Consider the following 18,785-nt stretch of genomic DNA (forward strand, 5'->3'; position numbering starts at 1 on the left):
CCCGCACCCCGCGCACGCGCAGGAGACGGCGGCCTTCCCGTCCTCCTCCTGGCGCTCCGGCGAGCTTCCCCGGCCCCTCGGCATCGAGGCCGTCTGGACCGACGCCCGCCGGGGGCGGGGGAACGCCCCTTCCCCGACTGACGACAGCCTGTGAAGAAACGTTCACCCTCCTACCCGTCCGCCCCTTCGGGAACGGCGGGCGGCAGGAGGTCAGGACGGCGCGCCCCAGGCCTTCGTCAGACCGTCCAGCCAGGCGGGCGGCAGCTCGGCGGCGTCCCACTCCTCGTGCAGGGCGGAGGACGCCGCCGCGAGCCGCTCCAGGACGGCGACGCTGGTGGGGGAGTGGACGAGGGTGTAGCGGCCGTGGATCGCGATGGCGCTGCCCGGCCCGTACTCCGCGTACAGGCGCTCCAGGCGCTCCCGGTGGGTCGTCGCGAACTCCGCCAACCGCCCCGCGTACCGCGAGCGCTGACGGGAGCTCATCGTGCGCAGGACGGCGCCGAGCACCTGCTCGGTGACCTCCGGGTCCAGATCGGAGACGTCGGTGAACGAGAGGTAGATCGGGGTGACCGCCACCTTGGTCCGCTCCATCTCCGTGCGCCCCACGGGAGGGCGGTCGTCGGGGGAGTCGGCCGTGGGATCGGCGGCGAGGGCCTGCCGCAGGGCCCGCTCGGCGACCCCGCCGAGCTCGTCGGCCACGGCGCGGGCGCCGTCGAGCCAACCGGCCGCGTACTCCCCGCCCTTGCCGTCCGGGGCGCTCCGCCCGGCCCCGCCGATCTCCTCGTACGCGAGGGCCAGGGCGCCCGCCTCGACGAACCCGATCAGCTCCTCCGCGTCGCCGGACCAGACGCCGGCCCGGGCGAGGAGCTGGAGCAGCGTCCTCTTCGCGTTGAGCACACTGGCCGCGTCGAGCCGCTGCCGTCCCTCTTCGGCGGTGGTCATGGGGTCCTCCTCGTCGTACGGGCGGCACGGTGCGGGTGCGCGGAACGCTCCGTTCGAGCCTACGCAACACCCGTTGCCCCGACGACGCTTCCCCCGTCGTTCGCGCGCGTCGGCGCACCGCTCGCCGTGCGGAGGAGCACGCGGACCGGCCCCGGCTCAGCCCCGGTACACGCGCAGCTCCGTCACCTCGTACGACATCTCCGCCGTGCCCGGCTCGGGCGCCGGGTGGTAGCGGCCCGCGCACACCGAGAGGTTCACGATCAGATAGGCGCGCCAGGAACGGCCCACCCCCCTGCGGTCGTCGAAGGCCCGCGCGCCGTTCACCCACCACACCACCGAGCGCGCGCCGAACTCGACCCGGAAGTCGATCCACGCCCCCGGGCGGACCGCCGGGTCCCGGAAGTAGTGGTGGCGTCCCCTGACCCGGTTCGACAGCTCCAGGAGGTCCGGGTTGTCGGGGTGGTACTCGAAGACGTCGATCTCCTGGCCGCCGTCGCGCCAGGTCCAGATCGCCGGCCAGGCGCCGATCTCCACCGGCAGCCGCACCCGGGCCTCCAGGACGTCGCCCGTGCGCACGAGGAACCCCTCGGCACTGCCCTCGGTGGTGAGCAGTCCGGCGGTCCAGCGGCCGTCGGGCCGGGGGGTCGCCCGGAAGACCCCGCTCCTGCTGTACGCGGGATCGTCCGTGAGGTGGTCGAGCTTGTTGTCGCCGGGGTTGGTCGGACCGCCGTGGGGATAGGCCCAGGAGCGACCGGCGACCCACTGCTCGGCGGAGGAGAAGTCGGCGTCGAGGACCAGGTTCCGAGGGGGCCGCGCCTGTCCGGGCACCCCCGTCCCCGTCGGCGCCCCGGCCCCCGGGGGCGGCCCCGAGCCGGAACCGGAACCCGCGCCGCGGCGCAGCAGTCGTTCGAAGAAGTCGGACAGCACGGCTCGCTCCTCTCGTCACACGGGCGTCCATCGGCCCACCGACGATCTGCCCCGCCCCACCAGGGATGACACGGAGGGTGACCAGATGGCGACAACTCGTCACCTGGCTCCGCCGCGTTTCACCGCGTCCCGGCAGGCGGGGGCGGCCGGACCGCCCCCGCCGCGGCCGAGCACGGCCTCGTCGGCCTCACCGGGACGGCGGCACTCGAACACGCCGCCCGGGGGGTACGTATCAACGGCGTCGGACCCGGCTGCACCGACACCTCCTCTTCGCCGGAATCGGTCGGGAGGCGCAGGAAAGAGCGAGAGAGCAGGGGACGCACCGTCATGAAGGCACTCCAGTACCGCACGGTGGGCGCCCCGCCCGAGGTCGTCACCGTTCCCGACCCGGAGCCCGGCCCCGGCCAGGTCCTCCTCAGGGTCACCGCCGCCGGCGTCTGCCACTCCGACATCGCCGTCATGAGTCGGCCCGCCGACCAGCTGCCCTTTCCGCTGCCCCTGACCCTCGGGCACGAGGGCGTCGGCACCGTCGAGGCGCTCGGCGCGGGCGCCGAGGGGTTCGCCGTCGGCGACGCGGTCGCCGTGTACGGCCCCTGGGGCTGCGGCGCCTGCTTCATGTGCGCCCAGGGCAAGGAGAACTACTGTCTGCGGGCCGACGAGCTGGGCATCAGGCCGCCCGGCCTCGGCGCCCCCGGCGCCATCGCCGAGTACATGGTCGTCGACAGCCCCCGCCACCTCGTCCCGCTCGGCGGCCTCGATCCCGTGCGGGCCGCACCGCTCACGGACGCGGGCCTCACCCCGTACCACGCCGTCAAACGCTCCCTGCCGAAGCTCGTCCCCGGCAGCACCGCCGTCGTCATCGGCACGGGCGGGCTCGGCCACGTCGCCATCCAGCTGCTGCGCGCCATGACCGCGGCCAGGGTCGTCGCCCTGGACGTCACCGAGGAGAAGCTGGCCCTCGCCCGTGCCGTCGGCGCGCACGAGGCCGTGCTCTCCGACGCGTCGGCGGCCGCCGAGGTCCGCGAACTGACCGGCGGCCGCGGCGCCGAGGTCGTCCTCGACTTCGTGGGAGCCCCGCCCACGGTGAGCTCGGCGGGCGCCATGGCCGCGGCCGAGGGCGACGTCACGATCGTCGGCCTCGGCGGCGGCGCCCTGCCCGTCGGCTTCGGCTCCCCGGCGTACGAGGTCTCCGTGGCCTCCCCGTACTGGGGCACCCGCGCCGAGCTGATCGAGGTGCTCGACCTGGCCCGCACCGGAGCCGTCGACGTCCACGTGGAGACGTACGCCCTGGACGACGCCCCGAAGGCCTACGAGCGGCTGCACGAGGGGCGCGTCGACGGACGCGCGGTCATCCTGCCCAACGGCTGACCGCCCGCGCCCTCACGAGACCGTGATCGTCCAGGCGCCGGGGAGCGAGGCCGCGTACGGCAGGACGCCCACCGGCGGGTGCACCCACGGGGTGCGCCGGGAGAAGCCCTGTCCGGGAGGAGGTCCCTGCCGGGGAGGGGAGACTCCGTCCGTGGGGAGAACCCCGTCCGTATCCGTGAAGAGCCGTCGACCGCCCCGCCCCGTCCCGGTCCGCTCCTCGTCCGCGCACGCCGTGGGTCCGAGCGACCGGGCTCCTCCGGCGGCCTTGCCGTGGCCCGTGCCGATCACGTAACGTCCTGCGACGTGAACACCGGACCGGCTATACGCCACACACGGACGGGCGACCCGGTGGACGACTGACGGCTCGGCGGGTGCGCAGGGCGCACCCCTGCCGTTCGACACGAGGACCCCCAGTGCACACGCGCTGACGAGTCCCTTCCCTGTCGAACAAGAGCGAGGTCATCCCCATGGCAGTCACCTTCAACCACACCATCGTCGCGGCCAAGGACCGGCACGAGTCGGCCCGTTTCCTCCGGGAGCTGCTGGAACTCCCCGAAGCGCCCTCCTGGGGGCCGTTCGTCAACGTCCAGCTCCCCGACGGCGTACTGATCCAGTTCGCCGAGCCCCCGGTGGAGATCCAGATGCAGCACTACGCCTTCCTCGTCGACGACGAGCTGTTCGAGCGCGCCTACGGGCGCCTGTGCGAGCGGGGGATCGAGCACTGGGCCGACCCGCAGATGCGGCGGCCCGGCGAGACCAACACCGAGCACGGCGGCCGCGGGGTCTACTTCAAGGACCCCGCGGGCCACGCGATGGAACTGATCACCCGCCCGTACCTGTAGTCCGCGCGGGCGGGGTCGGTCGAGGAGCTCCCCGTCGCGCGCCACGACGACCCCGCCGTGGGCCACCACGTCCCGGCGGGGCACGTCGACCACCACCTGCGGCAGACACTCGCCCCGCACGAGGACGAGGTCGGCCGGGGCGCCTGACCGGCCGCGATCCGGCCGTCGACCACCACCGGGTCCACGGGCTTCGCCGTGCCGGACGGGCGCACATCGCGGAAGACCACGGCCGTCCCGGCCGGAGCGGCGGCCCCTGCCGGCGTCGTGCGGCGGGAGAGCGCGTCCGGGGCGAGGATGCGCCGGGCCCCGGGCGGTCCCGGATATTCGCGTGCGCCCCGCCCACCCCGATGATGGGATCGACCGATGCGACGAGAGACATCCACGATCCCCATGACGGTCGACCGCGGGCAGTTCGCGGACGCGGTCACCCCCTGGGAGGAGGAGGACTGGCGCGCGGCCGCCCTCGCGTGGGCGGAGCGCGCCCTCGCCCGGCACGGGCTGCGCGAGACCGGGACCCGCGAGGTCAGGGTCCGCCCCTGGTCGGTCCTCGTGCGCTTCCGCACCGGGCCCGGGGAGCGCGACGCCGTCTGGTTCAAGGCCGGCGCGCCGGACAACGGCTTCGAGGCCCCGCTCGGCGACGCCCTCGCGCGATGGGTGCCCGGCCACGTCATGACCCCGCTGGCGGTCGACGCCGCACGGGCCTGGTCGCTGCTCCCCGACGGAGGCCCCCTCTTCCGGGACGTCCTGGACGCCGGCGACGCGGGCCCCGACTCCTGGGTCCGGGCCCTCGCCCAGTACGCGCGCATGCAGCGGGCGCTCGCCCCGTACACGGACCGCATGACGGCCCTCGGCGTGCCCGACGCCCGCACCGCCCGGCTGCCCGCCCTCTTCGACGGCCTGGTCGCGGAGAACCCCACCCTGGACCCGGACGCCCGCCGCGCCCTCGCGGCCGGCCGGCCCCGCCTGCTCGACTGGTGCGCGGAGCTCGACGCGTACGGCGTCCCGGACTCGCTCGACCACTGCGACCTGCACGACGGGCAGGTGCTCGCCCCCGCCCCCGACCGCTTCACCTTCTTCGACTGGGGCGACGCCGCCGTCGGCCATCCCTTCGGCAGCCTCCTCGTCCCCGCCCGCGCCGTCCTCGAACGGTACGGACCCGAGCACGCGGGCCGGCTGCGCGACGCCTATCTGGGGCCCTGGACCGACCTGGGCCCCACCCTCCCGGAGCTGCGCCGGGCCGCGGCCCTCGCCACCCGCCTCGCCGCCCTCGGCCGGGCGGCCTCGTGGTTCCGCCTCTTTCCCGGCACCCCGACCACCGGCTGCGCCGAGGCGAGCGCCCACTGGCTGCGGGAACTCTTCGTCCCGACGACGCCGTTCGAGGACGCGGCGGTCTGACCGGCGGTCCGACCGCGGAGGGAGGGGGGGAAGACGGAGGGGACGCGAAGGCCCGTTGGTCCACCGGAACGGGCCGCGCCTGTGGTACTGCCTTACGGAGACGTTGTGAAGTTTGCCCCGTAATGCAGCGCAATGCCGCGAAAGGTGCCGCCCGTGTCGCAGGAAGAAGAGAGGCCGGAAGGACGCCGGAAGGGCGCCGCACGGGCGAGGAGCCGGGGGCTGCCGGTGCTGCCGACGCTCCTCGTCCGCTCCGACCGCCGCCACCACGCCCGTACCGACCGGATCGTGTTCGGGGTCGCCGCCGTCCTCACCCTGGCCTTCGTCGTCTGGGGAGCCACGGCCACCGAGAGCCTGGAGGACGTCTCCAGCTCCCTCCTCGACGGGCTGATCCGCGACGGCGGCTGGGCGTTCATGCTCGCCGCCTCCGGGTTCGTCGTCTTCGCGCTGTGGCTCGCCGTCAGCCGCTACGGCCGGATCACCCTCGGCCGGGAGGAGGAGGGCCCCGAGTTCCGGACCGTGTCCTGGATCGCCATGATGTTCAGCGCCGGCATGGGCATCGGCCTGATGTTCTACGGAGTGAGCGAACCGCTCGCCCACTACGGCACCCCGCCGCCCGGCACCCATCCCGTCGACTCGGCCGAGCGGATGCAGACCGCCATGGCCACCACGCTCTTCCACTGGACGCTCCACCCGTGGGCGATCTACGCCGTCGTCGGCCTCGCCATCGCCTACTCCAGCTTCCGGCGCGGCCGCCGCCAGACCATCAGCGCCGTCTTCGTCCCGCTGATGGGCGAGAAGCGGGCGTACGGCGGTCCCGGCCGGGTCATCGACATCCTGGCCATCTTCGCCACCCTCTTCGGCTCCGCCGCCTCCCTCGGCCTCGGCGCGCTCCAGATCGGCAGCGGCTTCGAGGAGCTGAACTGGATGGAGAAGACCGGCACCGGCCTGCTCGTCGCCATCATCGCGGTCCTCACCGTGGCCTTCGTCCTCTCCGCCGTCTCCGGCGTGGAGAAGGGCATCCAGTGGCTCTCCAACACCAACATGGTGCTCGCGGCGATCCTCGCCGTCTTCGTCTTCGTGGCGGGCCCCACCATCATCGTGCTCGACCTGCTGCCCACCTCGATCGCCGCCTACATCGGAGACCTGCCGCAGCTCGCCGGCCGCACCGAGGCGACCAGCGGCGAGAACATCCACGACTGGCTGGGCAGCTGGACCGTCTTCTACTGGGCGTGGTGGATCTCCTGGACGCCCTTCGTCGGCATGTTCATCGCCCGCATCAGCCGGGGCCGCACCATCCGGCAGTTCGTCGGCGGGGTCATCCTGGTCCCCAGCACCGTCAGCCTGATCTGGTTCGCCATCTTCGGCGGCACGGCGATGAAGCTCAGGGAGCAGGGCGCGCTGGCCGGGGAGGACACCCCCGAGGGGCAGCTCTTCGGCGTCCTCCAGGAGTTCCCGGTCGCCGGCGCCATGAGCCTGCTCGTGATGATCCTGGTCGGCATCTTCTTCGTCTCCGGCGCGGACGCCGCCTCCATCGTCATGGGGACGCTCTCGCAGCGCGGCTCCTTCGAACCCACCCGGCCCGTGGTGGTCTTCTGGGGCGTGGTGACCGGCGCGGTCGCCGCGATCATGCTCCTCATCGGCGACGGTCAGGGCGACGCGCTCGCGGGCCTGCAGAACCTCACCATCCTGGTCGCCGCGCCGTTCGTGCTCGTCATGATCGGGATGTGCGTGGCGCTCATGCGGGACCTGCGCAGGGACCCGCTCATCGTCCGCGGCGAGATGGGCGAGGAGGCCGTCGAACTCGCCGTGATCGCCGGGCACGAGAAGTACGCCGGGGACTTCGAGCTGCGGATCGGTCCCGGCGAACCGGGGCAGGACGGCCCCGGGGCGCCGGGCCGGGGAAGCGCCTGAGGCACGATCTGCCCGCTGCCCGCTGCCCGCTGCCCGCTGCCCGCTGCCCGCTGCCCGCTGCCCGCTGCCCGCCTCGTCGCCGAGTGCATCGGGCAGCGCCCGGCCCTGGAGCTCGCCCACCTTGCGGTTGTCGTACGAGACGTACGCGTCGACCGGACCCTGCGCGAGGCGGTCGTACGCCACGACCTCGACGCCCGCGTCGCGGGCCTTCTGCACGGAGGGCCGGATCGACTCGGCGCTCACGGCCTCCCCGGCGTCCAGGACGAGGACCCGCCGGCGAGCACCGCCCCGGGCGGCGCCCCCACCGCGTACGCCAGGACCAGCGCCCCGACGGCGAGACCCGCCACCACGAACGCGCCCACGACCCTGCCCGTGCCGTTCCCCCTCCGGACCGGTGCGCCCTCGTGGTCGTGGTCCCGCCGGAACCGGCCCCGGCATGAGTACCGGACCCGGAAGGGGGCCGGGCGTGCCCCTCGGACACGGCTCCCGCCCGCCCCTCAGTAGCGGCTGTTCATGACCGTGCGCACCTCCGCGAGCGTGGCGTCGGCCACCGCCCGGGCGCGCTCGTTCCCCTCCCGCAGCACCTCGCGCAGGTACGTCCGGTCCCGCGCGTACGCGGCGCGACGGGCCCTGATCGGCGCCAGGTGCTCGTTGACCGCCTCCGTCACGGTCCCCTTCAGCGCGGCGGCCCCGCCGGAGCCGATCCCGGCGGCGACCTCCTCGGGCGTGCGGCCCTGGCAGAGGGCCGCCAGGAGCAGCAGGGAGGACACCTCGGGGCGGTGGACCGGGTCGTACGCGATGTGGCGCTCGGAGTCGGTCTTCGCGCCCCGCAGCAGCCGGGCGGTCTCGTCCGCGCTCGCCGCCAGGGTGACGGCGTTGCCCCGGCTCTTGCTCATCTTGGTGCCGTCGGTGCCGAGCAGCAGCGGCGCGTGGGAGAGCAGCGCCTCGGGCTCGGGGAACACGCCCTCCCCGTAACGGGCGTTGAAGCGGCGGGCGACCGTCCGCGTGACCTCCAGGTGCGGCAGCTGGTCCTGGCCGACCGGGACCAGGTTCGCCTTGCAGAAGAGGATGTCGGCCGCTTGGTGGACGGGATAGGTGAACATCAGGCCGCTGACCGCGGACTGCCGGGAGTGGGCGATCTCGTCCTTGACCGTGGGGTTGCGGTTCAGCTCGGCCACGGACACCAGGCTGAGGAAGGGCAGCATCAACTGGTGGAGGGCGGGGACCGCGCTGTGGGCGAAGATCGTGCTCCGCGCCGGGTCCACCCCGATCGCGAGGTGGTCCAGGACCAGCTCCTCGACGTGTCCGGGCAGGTCGTCCGCCACGTCCCGGTCGGTCAGGACCTGGTAGTCCGCGACGATCACGAACAGCTCCGCCCCGAGGTCCTGGAGCCGGACCCGGTTGTGGAGCGTGCCGAAGTAGTGCCCCAGGTGCAGCCGCCCGGTGGGACGGTCGCCGGTGAGGACGCGGAACCGCCCCGGACTCCGGAGGACCTCCTCCTCCAGGGCGGCGCTGCGGGCCCGCGCGTCGGTCGTCACGGCGGCGGGGGCGGTGTCGGGAAGGACGGTCGTGTTCACGGGGTCTCCTGGTGGGTCGAGGACGCCGCCGAACGACAGGACCCGGTCCGGGAAACGCGAAAAGGGCCGTTCGTCCGAACGGCCCTTGGGTCATGCGTGAGGGGTGGCCGCTCCTAAAAGGAGCGCCACCGGCTCAGACACGACGAAGAACGCATGCGCCCACCGTACAGCCTTCCGGTCCGTGCGATCCTCAGGCCAGGACGACCGGCAGGTCGAACAGGTCGTTCTGGGTGACGACCGGCTTGTTGCGCAGTTCCTCGCGCGGCACCGCGAGACGCAGCTCGGGGAAGCGCGCGTACAGCGCGGGCAGCGCCACCGACGCCTCCAGGCGGGACAGCGCCGCGCCCGGGCAGACGTGCGGGCCGTGGCCGAAGGAGATGTGCCGGTTCGGCGTGCGGGTCACGTCGAAGTCGCCCGCCGTCGGGCCGAACTGGGCCTCGTCCCGGCCGATCGCGCCGAACGACACGATCAGCCCCTCGCCCTTGGGCAGGACCCGGTCACCGACCTCGATGTCCTCGGCGGCGAACCGGATCAGGACGTGCGAGGTGGGCGTCGACCAGCGCAGGGTCTCCTCGATCACGTTCTCCCACGGCACCTCGCCCTTGAGCACCAGGTCGCGCTGCTCGGGGTGGGTGCTCAGGGCGACCACGGCGTTCACGATCAGGCTGATGGTCGTCTCGTGACCGGCGGCCACCATCAGCTGGAGGGTGTTGGTGATCTCCTCCGTGGTGAGCCGGTCGCCGTCCTCCGACGCCTCGATCAGCGCGCTCGTGAGGTCGTCGCCGGGCGCCTCCTTCTTGCCCGCCACGATCCGCGAGAACAGGGCGCCCAGGTCCGCCATCATCTGCGGCACCTCCTCGGGCGGGGTCTGCGTCGAGAAGAACTTGTCGAACAGCTCCTTCATCCGCGGCTGGTCGGCCCGCTCGACGCCCATCAGCTCGCAGACCACGTTCATCGGCAGCGGGTACGCGAACTCCGCCTTCAGGTCCACGGTCTCGCCCGCCGGGCGCTCGGCGAGCCGGTCCAGCATCTCCGTGGTCAGGGCCTCGATGCCGGAGCGCAGCCGCTCCACCCGGCGCGCGGTCAGCGCCTGCGCGACCAGACCGCGCAGCCGCCGGTGCTCCTCGCCGTCCGCGGTCAGCATCGACTTCCCGGGGTTGGCCAGGCCGATCAGCGGCCAGTCCAGCGGTATCTCGCCGCGCTGCCAGGCGCCCCAGACATCGATGTCCTTGACCAGGCGCGGGTCCGTGAGCAGCTTCCGGGCCTCCGCGTGGTGGGTGACGGCGAAGCAGGGCACCCCGCCCGGCAGGACGACCCGGGCGAGCGGACCGGCGGCGCGCAGCCGGGCGCTCTCGCCGTCGAGGTCGGTGACGAACGGGTCGAGTTCGATGACGCCGGCGCCGGACGCGGCGGTGTGGTCGTACGGGCAGCTCATCCGAGGGCTCCAAGGGCGGGGGTCGGTGTGTAGGTCACGGGGAGCGCGGTCAGACCGCGCAGCCAGGGGGAGGGGCGGCGGGCGAGGTCCTGCGGGGCCACCGCGAGGTCCACGTCCGGCAGCCGGTCGAGCAGCACCTCGATGCCCGTCCGGGCGATGGTCTCGGCGACCTCCTGCGCGGGGAACGGGCAGCGGTGCTCGCCGTGCCCGAAGGACAGGTAGGCGTTGTTGCCGCCGGTGAGCGCGCCGGAGTCGGTCCGTACGTGCGGGTCGGAGTTGGCGGCGGCCAGGCCGAGCAGCAGCAGGTCCCCGGCGCCGATCCGGCGCCCGCCGAGGCGGGTGTCGCGCGAGGCCCACCGCCCGGCGACGTTCTGGGTGGGGGTGTCCTCCCACAGGACCTCGTTCATCGCCTCGCCGACGCTGTGCCGGCCGCCGGACAGCGAGGCCGCGAACCGTTCGTCGGTGAGCATCAGGCGCAGCGAGTTGCCGATCCAGTCGGCGGTGGGCTGGTGGCCGGCGGCCATCATCACCATGAGGTCCTGGGCGACCTCCTCGACCGTGAAGCCGGCCGTGTTGGCGAGCATCCGCGAGGCGACGTCGTCGCCCGGCGCCTCCGCCTTGGCGGCCAGCAGCCCGAACATCGACTCGCCCAGGTGGCGCTGGCCCTCCAGGGCGCCCTCCTGGCCGTTGATCATGTCGTTCATGGCCTTGACGAGGCCGGGGCCCTGCTCGTCGGCGAAGCCGTAGACGCTGGCGAGGACCCGGACCGGCAGCAGCATCGCGTACTCGGCGATGATGTCGCAGGAGCCCTTGCCGCACAGCGCGTCGATCAGCTCGTCGGCGAACCGCTCGGCGCGCGCCCGCAGGACGAACGGGTCGATCGCCTCCAGGGCGCCCGAGACGACGTCCGCGCGCTCGCGGTGCCGTTCGCCGACGGTGTAGAGGATGGACGGCTGCTTGCGCCCGATCATGGGCAGCAGCGGCCAGTCCGCCGGGATGCGGTCCCACTGGTTCCACAGGTCGGAGTCGCGCGAGAAGAGCACCGGATCGCTGGTGACCTGGTGCAGCTCGCGGTAGCCGAGGACCAGCCAGGCGGGTATGTCCCCGTCCAGGACGACCGGGGCGACCGTCCCGTGCTCCCGGCGCATCTGCCGGTACAGCTCGGTGGGGTCGGTCTGGAACCGGGGCCCGCCCAGCGGGACGGGCCGGGGCTCGGAGTGGGGCACGGGGCAGGTCACGGGGCGGGCTCCGGAATGGGCTGCGGCGTCGGGTCCTGGGCGACGACGGACTGCAGGTGCTCGACGAGCGTGATCAGGACCTGCTTGCTGGACTCGCGCGACCGGGCGTCGCAGAAGACCAGCGGGACCTCGTCGGCGAGGTCGAGGGCCTCGCGGATCTGCCCGGCGGTGTGGACGGGACCGCCGAAGTCGTTGCAGGCGACGACGAACGGCGTGCCGTGGTGCTCCAGGCGGTCGATCGCGTACCAGGAGTCGGCGAGCCGGCGCGTGTCGACGAGCACGACCGCGCCGAGCGTCCCGGAGAACAGCCGGTCCCAGAGGAACCAGAACCGCTCCTGGCCCGGCGCCCCGAACAGGTAGAGGACGTTGTGGGCGTCCAGCGAGATCCGGCCGAAGTCGAAGGCCACGGTGGTGGCCGTCTTCGCGGCGACGCCGCCGGTGTCGTCGACGCCCTCGCCCGCCTGCGTCATGGTCTCCTCGGTGTTCAGCGGGCGGATCTCGCTGACCGAGCGCACCAGGGTGGTCTTGCCGACGCCGAAACCGCCGACGACGACGATCTTCAGTCCGTTGTCGGCGGTGCTGTGCAGGGTCTGGCGCTGTTCAGAGGTTACGGAGTCCAACGAGCACCTGCTCCAGGATGTCGTGATCGGGAAGGCGGTACGACGCGCGGGGGTGCCGTGCGCTGATCCGGCCGGTGTCGTGGAGGTCGGCCAGCAGGATCCGCGTGATCGACACCGGCAGGCCGAGTCCGGCCGCCACCTCCACCACCGCCGTGGGGAAGCGGCACATGCGCAGGATCGAGGCGTGCTCGGACTGCATGCCGGGGACCGGGTCGCTCTCGGCGACCACGAGGGTCACCAGGTCGAAGGCGTCGGACCCGGCACGGCTGCGGCCGCCGGTCAGGGTGTAGAGCCGGTCGGGGGAGTCGTCCCGGCCCGGCCTGGGTCGGCTCATCCCCGGGGCCTCGCGACCAGATGCTCGCCGAGCTGCTCGACCAGCTCGGACATGTTGTGGCCGACGAGCCCGGCGTCGGCGTCCTCGTCGGCGACGAGCGCGAGGTGGGCGCCCTCGCCGGCCTCCACGATGAACAGGATGCCGCCGTAGAACTCGGCCATCGCGGAACGGACGCCGCCCGTGCCGTCGCCGAACTCCACGGACGCCCCGTGCGACAGGCTCTGGATGCCGGCGGCGATCGCGGCGAGCTGGTCCGCCTGGTCGACGGAGAGCTCGGGGGTACGGCAGAGCTTGAGGCCGTCACGGGAGAGCACCAGGGCGTGCCGGGTGCCCGGGGTGCGTTCGAGCAGGCCCTCAAGGAGCCAGCTGAGCTTCTCGTCGGTGGTGGTGCCGGTCATTTACGGGGTGCCTTCCGGGTGCGGGGAGTTCGAGGACGGCGACGTCCGGGGGGTGGACGTCCGGCCGGCCTGGTCGGACGGGACGGGCGGGGCGGCGGGGGAGCCGTCCGCCGCCGGGGAGGTCTCGGACGCCGGGGGGACGTCGGATGCCGGGGAGGCGTCGGCTCCGGTGCCGGCGTCGGACCGTTCGGCGGCGCGGACGGCCTGCCGGAAGGTGCCGAAGCGGGACGCGGCCCCGGCCGCCGCGCCGCTGCGCGGGCCGGCCGCGCGGGGCTTCGGGGCGGCGTCGGGCCCCTCCGGGTGGGCGGCGGCGAGCGCCCGGCCGCGGCGGCGGCGCGGTAGGCCGCTCTCGCCGAACTGCGGGTGCTCACCGGTGCCCTCGCCGGTGGTGCCCCGGTCGGTGTCGGGCTCGTGCACGGTCTCGGGCTCCCCGGCCCGTGCCGCGGCGGGGGCGGGCGCCGGGGTCCCGGCCGGCGCGCGGTCGGGGGCGGACAGGCCGCGGCCGGAGACGGGGGGCAGTACGGCGGCGGGCGCGGCCGGCGTCTCCGCGGGCACGTGGCTGATCAGCTCCTGCGGCAGCATGAGCAGGGCGCCGGTGCCGCCGCGCGCCGAGGGGCGGAACGACACGGTCAGGCCGTGCTTGCGGGCCAGCCGGCCGACGACGGCCAGGCCGAGCCGGGTCCCGGACAGACCGGCCAGGTCCTGGTTCTCCCCGCTCACGGCCGCCTCGGCGCGGCGCAGCTGGACGTCGCTCATCACCAGGCCGCTGTCCTCCACCGCGATGATGACGCCGGCGGGGACCTCCTCCACGTAGACGTGGACCTCGGCGGTGGGCGGGGAGAAGTTGGCGGCGTTGTCCATGAGTTCGGCCAGGGCGTGCATGACGCCCTCGGCGGCGTGGCCCGCCACGGCCGCGTCGCTGCTGGAGTGCAGCCGCACCCGCTGGTAGCCGCTGATCCGGCCCATGGCGCCGCGCAGGATCGACTCCATGACGATCGGGCGGGCCCAGCGGCGGCCGGACCGCGCCCCGGTCAGCACGGCGACGGAGTCGGCGAGCCGGCCCGCCTGGGCGGTGCGGTGGTCGAGGTGGAGGAGGTCGGTCAGGACGTCCTCGTCGGCGTGCCGGTGCTCCATCTCCCGCAGGTCGGCCAGCATGCTCGTGGCGAGCGCCTGCATGCGGCCGGCCGCGTTGGCGGCGGCGGCCATGGCGGCGGACCGGCCGGACTCGGCGCGGCGCAGCCTCTCCTCCAGGCGCGCGACGTCGGCGGCCCGGGCCCGGGTCAGCTCCGCCGTCTCGGCCGCGTGGGCGCGCACCAGCTCCTCGGTCCGCGCCGCGCGGGCCGCCTCGGCGGCCGCGGTGTCCGCCGCGTACCGCTCCCTCAGGGCCGCGGTCTCCCGCTCGGCGGAGGCCGCGGCCGCGGTGGCGTACGCCTCACGGGAGGCGAGTTCGGCGGTCAGCGTCTCGACCCGGCGGCCGAGGGCGCGCGAGGTGCGTCCATACCAGATGACGGCGAAGGCCGAGGCGGCGAGCAGCAGGACGCAGCAGACGGCGAACCAGGCGAGCGCGGGGCGGACCCCGGCCGGCGCCGCGGCGGTCGCCGCCGCGGCGAGCGCACCACCTGCGGCGGCTGTCAGCAACGAGGCGAGCAGGGCGGGGCGGAAGGGGGTGGACGGCGCCGACATCAACCAGACTCTCAGAACGGGCACGCGGGAAGGGAGTCGTAACGACGGCACTATAGATGCGTTGTTGATCAGTTAGGAACTGGCTTGATCGGATCGGCATCCAGGTAAAGGTTTAACTGCCCTATTTATGCGATCAGAAGTGATCGAATTTACTCGGAGTTCACCGAAGTGCCAGCGCGCGTCCGTCCCCTGGCGGGCGCTCAGGCCGTCCGTTCCCGGTCGTCGCGGTACTCGATGTGCAAGGACCCGGGCACATGGCGGCGCGTCCGCCCCCGGCCCCCCGGACCGGGGAAGAGCTCCACGCAGAAGTGCGGGGAGGCCGGATACCGCCGCCGGTGGGCCGCGGCACGGCCGGCGAAGTCCCGCAGCGCGGCGCCCTCTTCGCGGAAGGCGGTGGAGCTGCCGACGACGAACAGGGTGTGCGCGGCGACGTCGAAGCCGAGGCGGTCGCGGTACGTCCGGTGGTGCCGCCGCTCGTGGTCGACGGCGTCCGCGTCCGGGAGGTCGTCGTCCGGCAGGGAGACGGTGTGGGGCGTGCCGGCGCCGAGCCGCGCCCGGACCTCCTTCCACGACGAGGTCGGAAACTGCAGGCTGTGGTGGAGGAGGACCAGGTCGAGCGCGACCGGCTCGCCGTCACCGGCGCCGTCGCGGGGGGCCGGACCGTTCCGGAGGGGCAGGTGGACCAGCGACCGGGGGGACCTGGCCGCCAGTGCCCACAGGGCGGCGAGCCGGTCGGCGCCCTCCCGGTCGGCGTACATGGACAGCCAGTGCCCGTCGTCGCGGAGCGCCAGACCCGTCGCGCCGGGCCCGGGGGCCGACCGCACCACCCGGACCTCGCTCCCGCCGAGTCGCACCCTGTGCACCCGCACCCGCTGTTCCACGTGACCCCTTCGCCCTGTCGTCCCGCCCGCCCTGGGCGGAGCCGCCGGGCCGCGGCCTCCGGGTTCACGCCGGGCGCCGGGCGCCGCGGGCCGGCAGCCCTTATCGCTCGCGCTCGACGAACGCGGGCCGCAGGGAGTCGTCGACCGGGTCGTAGTAGCGGTGGAAGACCGGGGTGGCCGAGCCGGAGACCGGCGGGACGATCCAGCTCCAGTCGGCCGGGGTCGGCCTGCCGTGGCGGGCCTCCCGGTCGATGTGCCGGAGGAACCGCTCGGACTCGGTGTGGTGGTCGGCCATCATCACCCCGGCCTCCTCGAAGGAGTGCAGCACCGCCACGTTCAGCTCGACCAGCGCCCGGTCCCGCCACAGCGTCCGCTCCGACGAGCGGTCCAGGCCCAGCCGGTCCGCGACCACCGGCAGCAGGTCGTAGCGGTCGGTGTCGGCGAGGTTCCGCGCGCCGATCTCCACCCCCATGTACCAGCCGTTGAACGGCGCCGCCGGATAGCGCACCCCGCCGATCTCCAGCGGCATGTCGCTGATAGCCGGCACCGCGTACCAGCGCAGGCCGAGCTCCGCGAACCACGGGTGGTCCGGGTGCCGCAGCGGCACCTCCATGACGCAGCCCTCCGGCAGCTCGTACCACTCCGGCCGCGCGTCCGGACGCTCCCGCACCATCAACGGCAGTACCTGGAAGGGGTCGTCGGTCCGCTTCCAGCCCAGCTCGCGGGCGAGCGCGGTCGGCTCCGCACCGCGCGGATCGCCGACCCAGTCCCCCTCCGGGGTGCGGTGCCCCGCGTAGCGCACCAACTGGTCGTTGACGATCCGGGGCCCGGGACGGCCCGGCCGGTCCGGTGCGAAGACCGAGATCACCGGCCGGATCCGGCCGTCGTTCCCCGCGAGGCGCAGATGCTCGAAGCAGGCCCCGGCGACCCCGTCGGCCGAGGCGACGTGCCGCAGGTCGCGCACCACGAGGCTGCGCCAGTAGAGCCTGCCGATGCAGCGGGCCGCGTTGCGCCACGCGACACGGGCGCCGAACGCCAGCTCCTCCGGGGTGTGCGCGTACGTGCCCGTCCGGTCGATCTCGGCGAGCACCTCGCGGACCCGGCGCTCCGCGTCACCCGTCCGCGGCTCCTCCTGGTGGAACTGCCGGACGAAGCGCTCCGCCTCCCGCCGGTCGGTGGCGCGCGGCGGCGCCTCCGGCGTTCGTGGGGGCCCTTGCGGGCCGGGGGTGGCGTCGGACGTGAACGGACAGACGCCGACGGGGGCCGACTTCCGTCGGAGACGCAGACTGAAGACCAAGGTGTTCCCTCCTGGCCTCCATGACTACCCCGTGTGTTCGCGCGTGTGTGGAGAGTCTGCGTACTGCGTACGGGAACGGCGGCTCGCTGGTACTCTGCCCCGTTCCGCTACAACTCCTGGGCGCCCGGCATGTTCTGCTCCGCCCAGACCGCCTTGCCGGTGACGGTGCGGCAGGAACCCCAGCGGCGGCAGAGCATGTTGATGAGCTGGAGCCCCCGCCCGCCCTCGTCGCTGAGGTCCGCGTGCTGGATCTGCGGCAGGTCGGGGCCCGTGTCCGAGACCTCCACGACCAGCCGCTCGCCGCGCCAGAGCCGCAGCTCGCCCGGCCCGTTGCCGTACCGCAGCGCGTTGCCCACGAGTTCGGAGACGACCAGCTCGCAGACGTCCGCGAGCTCCGCGAGACCCCACGCGGAGAGCTGCTCCGTGACCAGCTTCCGGGCGGCGGAGGCCGCCCGCCCGTCCTTCGGCAGCTCCCACACCCGCAGGTCGTCGCGCGGGGACGGCGCGTCCGTCGCGACGAGCAGCACCGCCTCGTCGAACCGCTCGGCCCCGGCCGGAGCGCGCTCCACCAGACCGCCCGCCTCCAGCGCCCCGGGGGTGAGGCCGAGCGCGGCCGACCGCAGCCGCTCCAACTGCTCGTCCAGATCCTCGGTCCGGGTCTTGATGAGCCCGTCCGTGTACATCACCAGATGACCGCCGTCGGGCACCTTCAGCCGGATCGGATCGTACGGGATCACCCCCGCGCCCAGGGGAGCGCCGGCCGGCACGTCCGCGAAGTCGGCCGCGCCCCGCCCGTCGAGCAGCAGCGGCGGCAGGTGCCCCGCACTGGCCAGCGTGTAGCTGGAGTCCGCCGGGTCGTACACCGCGCACAGACACGTGGCGACCTGCTCGTCCTCCAGGTCGCGGGTGGCCAGGTCGAGCCGCGCCAGGACCCGTTCCGGAGCCATGTCCAGGGTCATCAGCGTACGGGCGACGGCCCGCAGCCGCCCCATCGTGGCGGCGGCGGGCAGCCCGTGCCCCATCACGTCCCCCACCACCAGGGCCGTCCGCCCGCCGGGCAGCGCCATCACGTCGTACCAGTCCCCGCCCACCCCGTGGCCGGCCGTCGAGGGCGCGTACTCCGAGTGCAGCCGCAGCCCCGGCGTCACCGGCGTCGCGCGCGGCAGCAGACTGCGCTGCAACGACACCACGTGCTCGCGCTCACGCCCGTACAGGCGCGCGTTGTCGATGAAGACGGCGGCCTTCGAGGCGAGCTGCTCCGCGAGCGCGAGGTCCGTGGAGGAGAACGGCGGCGTCCCCGGGCCGCGCACGAAGTCGGCGCTCCCGAGCAGCAGCCCGCGCGCGATCAGCGGAACGGCCAGGTAGCTGTGCACCCCGGCGGCCCGCATCTGCGCCGCCGCGCTCGCCGACGGCGCCACCCGGGCGAAGTCGTCGCCCCGCATCCGGCTCAGCAGGACCGGCTTGCCCTGCCGGAGGCAGTACCGGTGCAGCAGCGTCTCGTGCCGCTCCTCGGACTGGACGTAGGTCTCGCCCACCGGGGTCGGCTCCAGGGAGGCGAGCTCCTCGATGGCGCACAGCGCCGTGGCCCGCAGCGGAGGAAGGCCCTCCCCGGTCCACCGCGCCCCCTCCTCGCCGCGCAGCACGCTCTCCAGGACGTCCACGGCGGCGCCGTCGGCGAACCGGGGCACCGTGAACTCGGCCAGCTCCTGCGCGGTGCGCTCCAGGTCCAGGGTCGTACCGATCCTGGAGGTGGCGGAATTCAGCCACGCCAGCTGACTGCGGGTGGTGAACCGGTCGGGCGGCAACAGACCCCTGCTCCTGCGGAACCGCGCGCCCGCGCCGGCCGACCGGCGGGCCGACGGACCGCTCCCGGCCGAGGCGCGGCCGGTCAGGCGCCGCCTGTCGCTCCCGCCGTTCACTCTTTCGGCCTCCAGACA

The 18,785-nt window shown here is 74.1% G+C and carries 17 protein-coding genes and 1 pseudogene; 4 read left to right on the forward strand and 14 right to left on the reverse strand.

Annotated elements, in window-relative coordinates; genetic code table 11:
* Positions 1-210 precede the first annotated feature (210 nt).
* Positions 211-942 carry a hypothetical protein gene (locus OO47_RS03680; RefSeq protein ID WP_030212207.1) on the reverse strand — a complete coding sequence of 244 codons (732 nt, stop codon included), beginning with the start codon at positions 940-942 and terminating at the stop codon, positions 211-213.
* Positions 943-1,098: 156 nt separating this feature from the next.
* A complete protein-coding gene (locus OO47_RS03685; protein ID WP_030212209.1) occupies positions 1,099-1,740 on the reverse strand; it encodes a LamG domain-containing protein in 642 nt (213 codons plus the stop codon).
* Positions 1,741-2,196: 456 nt separating this feature from the next.
* Between OO47_RS03685 and OO47_RS03690 the strand changes: the two genes are divergently transcribed.
* From OO47_RS03690 to OO47_RS03710, 4 genes are all read left to right on the forward strand, one after another.
* A complete protein-coding gene (locus tag OO47_RS03690) occupies positions 2,197-3,237 on the forward strand; it encodes an NAD(P)-dependent alcohol dehydrogenase (protein WP_030212211.1) in 1,041 nt (346 codons plus the stop codon).
* A 467-nt stretch (positions 3,238-3,704) separates the two neighbouring features.
* On the forward strand, positions 3,705-4,079 hold the full coding sequence (locus OO47_RS03700; RefSeq protein WP_030212217.1) for a VOC family protein: 375 nt from the start codon (positions 3,705-3,707) through the stop codon (positions 4,077-4,079).
* A gap of 363 nt (positions 4,080-4,442) precedes the next feature.
* Positions 4,443-5,474, forward strand: a complete 1,032-nt coding sequence (locus tag OO47_RS03705; RefSeq protein ID WP_030212220.1) for an aminoglycoside phosphotransferase family protein — start codon at positions 4,443-4,445, stop codon at positions 5,472-5,474.
* 132 nt (positions 5,475-5,606) lie between these two features.
* Entirely contained in the window at positions 5,607-7,385 is a 1,779-nt protein-coding gene (locus OO47_RS03710; protein ID WP_106969331.1) for a BCCT family transporter, read from the forward strand.
* 114 nt (positions 7,386-7,499) lie between these two features.
* Here OO47_RS03710 and OO47_RS37595 read toward each other — a convergent pair.
* The 12 genes and pseudogenes from OO47_RS37595 to OO47_RS03760 form a co-directional block, all read right to left on the reverse strand.
* Positions 7,500-7,628: pseudogene (locus OO47_RS37595) on the reverse strand (substrate-binding domain-containing protein); the annotation flags it as partial.
* A complete protein-coding gene (locus tag OO47_RS38370; RefSeq protein ID WP_267883672.1) occupies positions 7,625-7,747 on the reverse strand; it encodes a hypothetical protein in 123 nt (40 codons plus the stop codon). The pseudogene OO47_RS37595 and the gene OO47_RS38370, both read right to left, overlap by 4 nt.
* A 135-nt stretch (positions 7,748-7,882) precedes the next feature.
* Positions 7,883-8,962, reverse strand: coding sequence for a tryptophan--tRNA ligase (trpS, locus tag OO47_RS03715; RefSeq protein WP_030212226.1), 1,080 nt, complete (start codon positions 8,960-8,962; stop codon positions 7,883-7,885).
* A gap of 190 nt (positions 8,963-9,152) precedes the next feature.
* Positions 9,153-10,397 carry a cytochrome P450 family protein gene (locus tag OO47_RS03720; RefSeq protein ID WP_051715871.1) on the reverse strand — a complete coding sequence of 415 codons (1,245 nt, stop codon included), beginning with the start codon at positions 10,395-10,397 and terminating at the stop codon, positions 9,153-9,155.
* Positions 10,394-11,635 carry a cytochrome P450 gene (locus OO47_RS03725; protein ID WP_051715874.1) on the reverse strand — a complete coding sequence of 414 codons (1,242 nt, stop codon included), beginning with the start codon at positions 11,633-11,635 and terminating at the stop codon, positions 10,394-10,396. The genes OO47_RS03720 and OO47_RS03725 overlap by 4 nt, the downstream gene beginning before the upstream one ends.
* Positions 11,632-12,255 carry a GTP-binding protein gene (locus OO47_RS03730; protein WP_030212237.1) on the reverse strand — a complete coding sequence of 208 codons (624 nt, stop codon included), beginning with the start codon at positions 12,253-12,255 and terminating at the stop codon, positions 11,632-11,634. The genes OO47_RS03725 and OO47_RS03730 overlap by 4 nt, the downstream gene beginning before the upstream one ends.
* The gene (locus OO47_RS03735; RefSeq protein WP_030212240.1) at positions 12,236-12,589 is read right to left on the reverse strand and encodes a DUF742 domain-containing protein; all 354 of its coding nucleotides are present in this window, start codon (positions 12,587-12,589) and stop codon (positions 12,236-12,238) included. Before OO47_RS03735 ends, OO47_RS03730 begins: the two co-directional genes overlap by 20 nt.
* Positions 12,586-12,987 (reverse strand): roadblock/LC7 domain-containing protein, encoded by a 402-nt coding sequence (locus OO47_RS03740; protein ID WP_030212242.1) that lies wholly within the window; start codon positions 12,985-12,987, stop codon positions 12,586-12,588. The genes OO47_RS03735 and OO47_RS03740 overlap by 4 nt, the downstream gene beginning before the upstream one ends.
* Positions 12,988-14,670, reverse strand: a complete 1,683-nt coding sequence (locus tag OO47_RS03745) for an ATP-binding protein (protein WP_063831875.1) — start codon at positions 14,668-14,670, stop codon at positions 12,988-12,990.
* 200 nt (positions 14,671-14,870) lie between these two features.
* Positions 14,871-15,551 (reverse strand): hypothetical protein, encoded by a 681-nt coding sequence (locus tag OO47_RS03750; protein ID WP_030212248.1) that lies wholly within the window; start codon positions 15,549-15,551, stop codon positions 14,871-14,873.
* Positions 15,552-15,651: 100 nt separating this feature from the next.
* Positions 15,652-16,848: a nitric oxide synthase oxygenase gene (locus OO47_RS03755; protein ID WP_030212251.1), complete on the reverse strand. Its 1,197-nt coding sequence runs from the start codon at positions 16,846-16,848 to the stop codon at positions 15,652-15,654.
* Positions 16,849-16,955: 107 nt separating this feature from the next.
* The gene (locus tag OO47_RS03760; RefSeq protein ID WP_033207971.1) at positions 16,956-18,767 is read right to left on the reverse strand and encodes an ATP-binding SpoIIE family protein phosphatase; all 1,812 of its coding nucleotides are present in this window, start codon (positions 18,765-18,767) and stop codon (positions 16,956-16,958) included.
* Between the last annotated feature and the right edge of the window lie 18 nt (positions 18,768-18,785).

This window comes from Streptomyces bikiniensis, from assembly GCF_000716625.1.
GTDB lineage: Bacteria > Actinomycetota > Actinomycetes > Streptomycetales > Streptomycetaceae > Streptomyces > Streptomyces bikiniensis.

Coding starts and splice junctions, on each gene's coding strand:
- OO47_RS03740 (WP_030212242.1), bottom strand. CDS start 12,987: ATGACCGGCACCACCACCGACGAGAAGCTCAGCTGGCTCCTTGAGGGC.
- OO47_RS03690 (WP_030212211.1), top strand. CDS start 2,197: ATGAAGGCACTCCAGTACCGCACGGTGGGCGCCCCGCCCGAGGTCGTC.
- OO47_RS03700 (WP_030212217.1), top strand. CDS start 3,705: ATGGCAGTCACCTTCAACCACACCATCGTCGCGGCCAAGGACCGGCAC.
- OO47_RS03705 (WP_030212220.1), top strand. CDS start 4,443: ATGCGACGAGAGACATCCACGATCCCCATGACGGTCGACCGCGGGCAG.
- OO47_RS03710 (WP_106969331.1), top strand. CDS start 5,607: ATGCCGCGAAAGGTGCCGCCCGTGTCGCAGGAAGAAGAGAGGCCGGAA.
- OO47_RS03735 (WP_030212240.1), bottom strand. CDS start 12,589: ATGAGCCGACCCAGGCCGGGCCGGGACGACTCCCCCGACCGGCTCTAC.
- OO47_RS03720 (WP_051715871.1), bottom strand. CDS start 10,397: ATGAGCTGCCCGTACGACCACACCGCCGCGTCCGGCGCCGGCGTCATC.
- OO47_RS03745 (WP_063831875.1), bottom strand. CDS start 14,670: ATGTCGGCGCCGTCCACCCCCTTCCGCCCCGCCCTGCTCGCCTCGTTG.
- OO47_RS03680 (WP_030212207.1), bottom strand. CDS start 942: ATGACCACCGCCGAAGAGGGACGGCAGCGGCTCGACGCGGCCAGTGTG.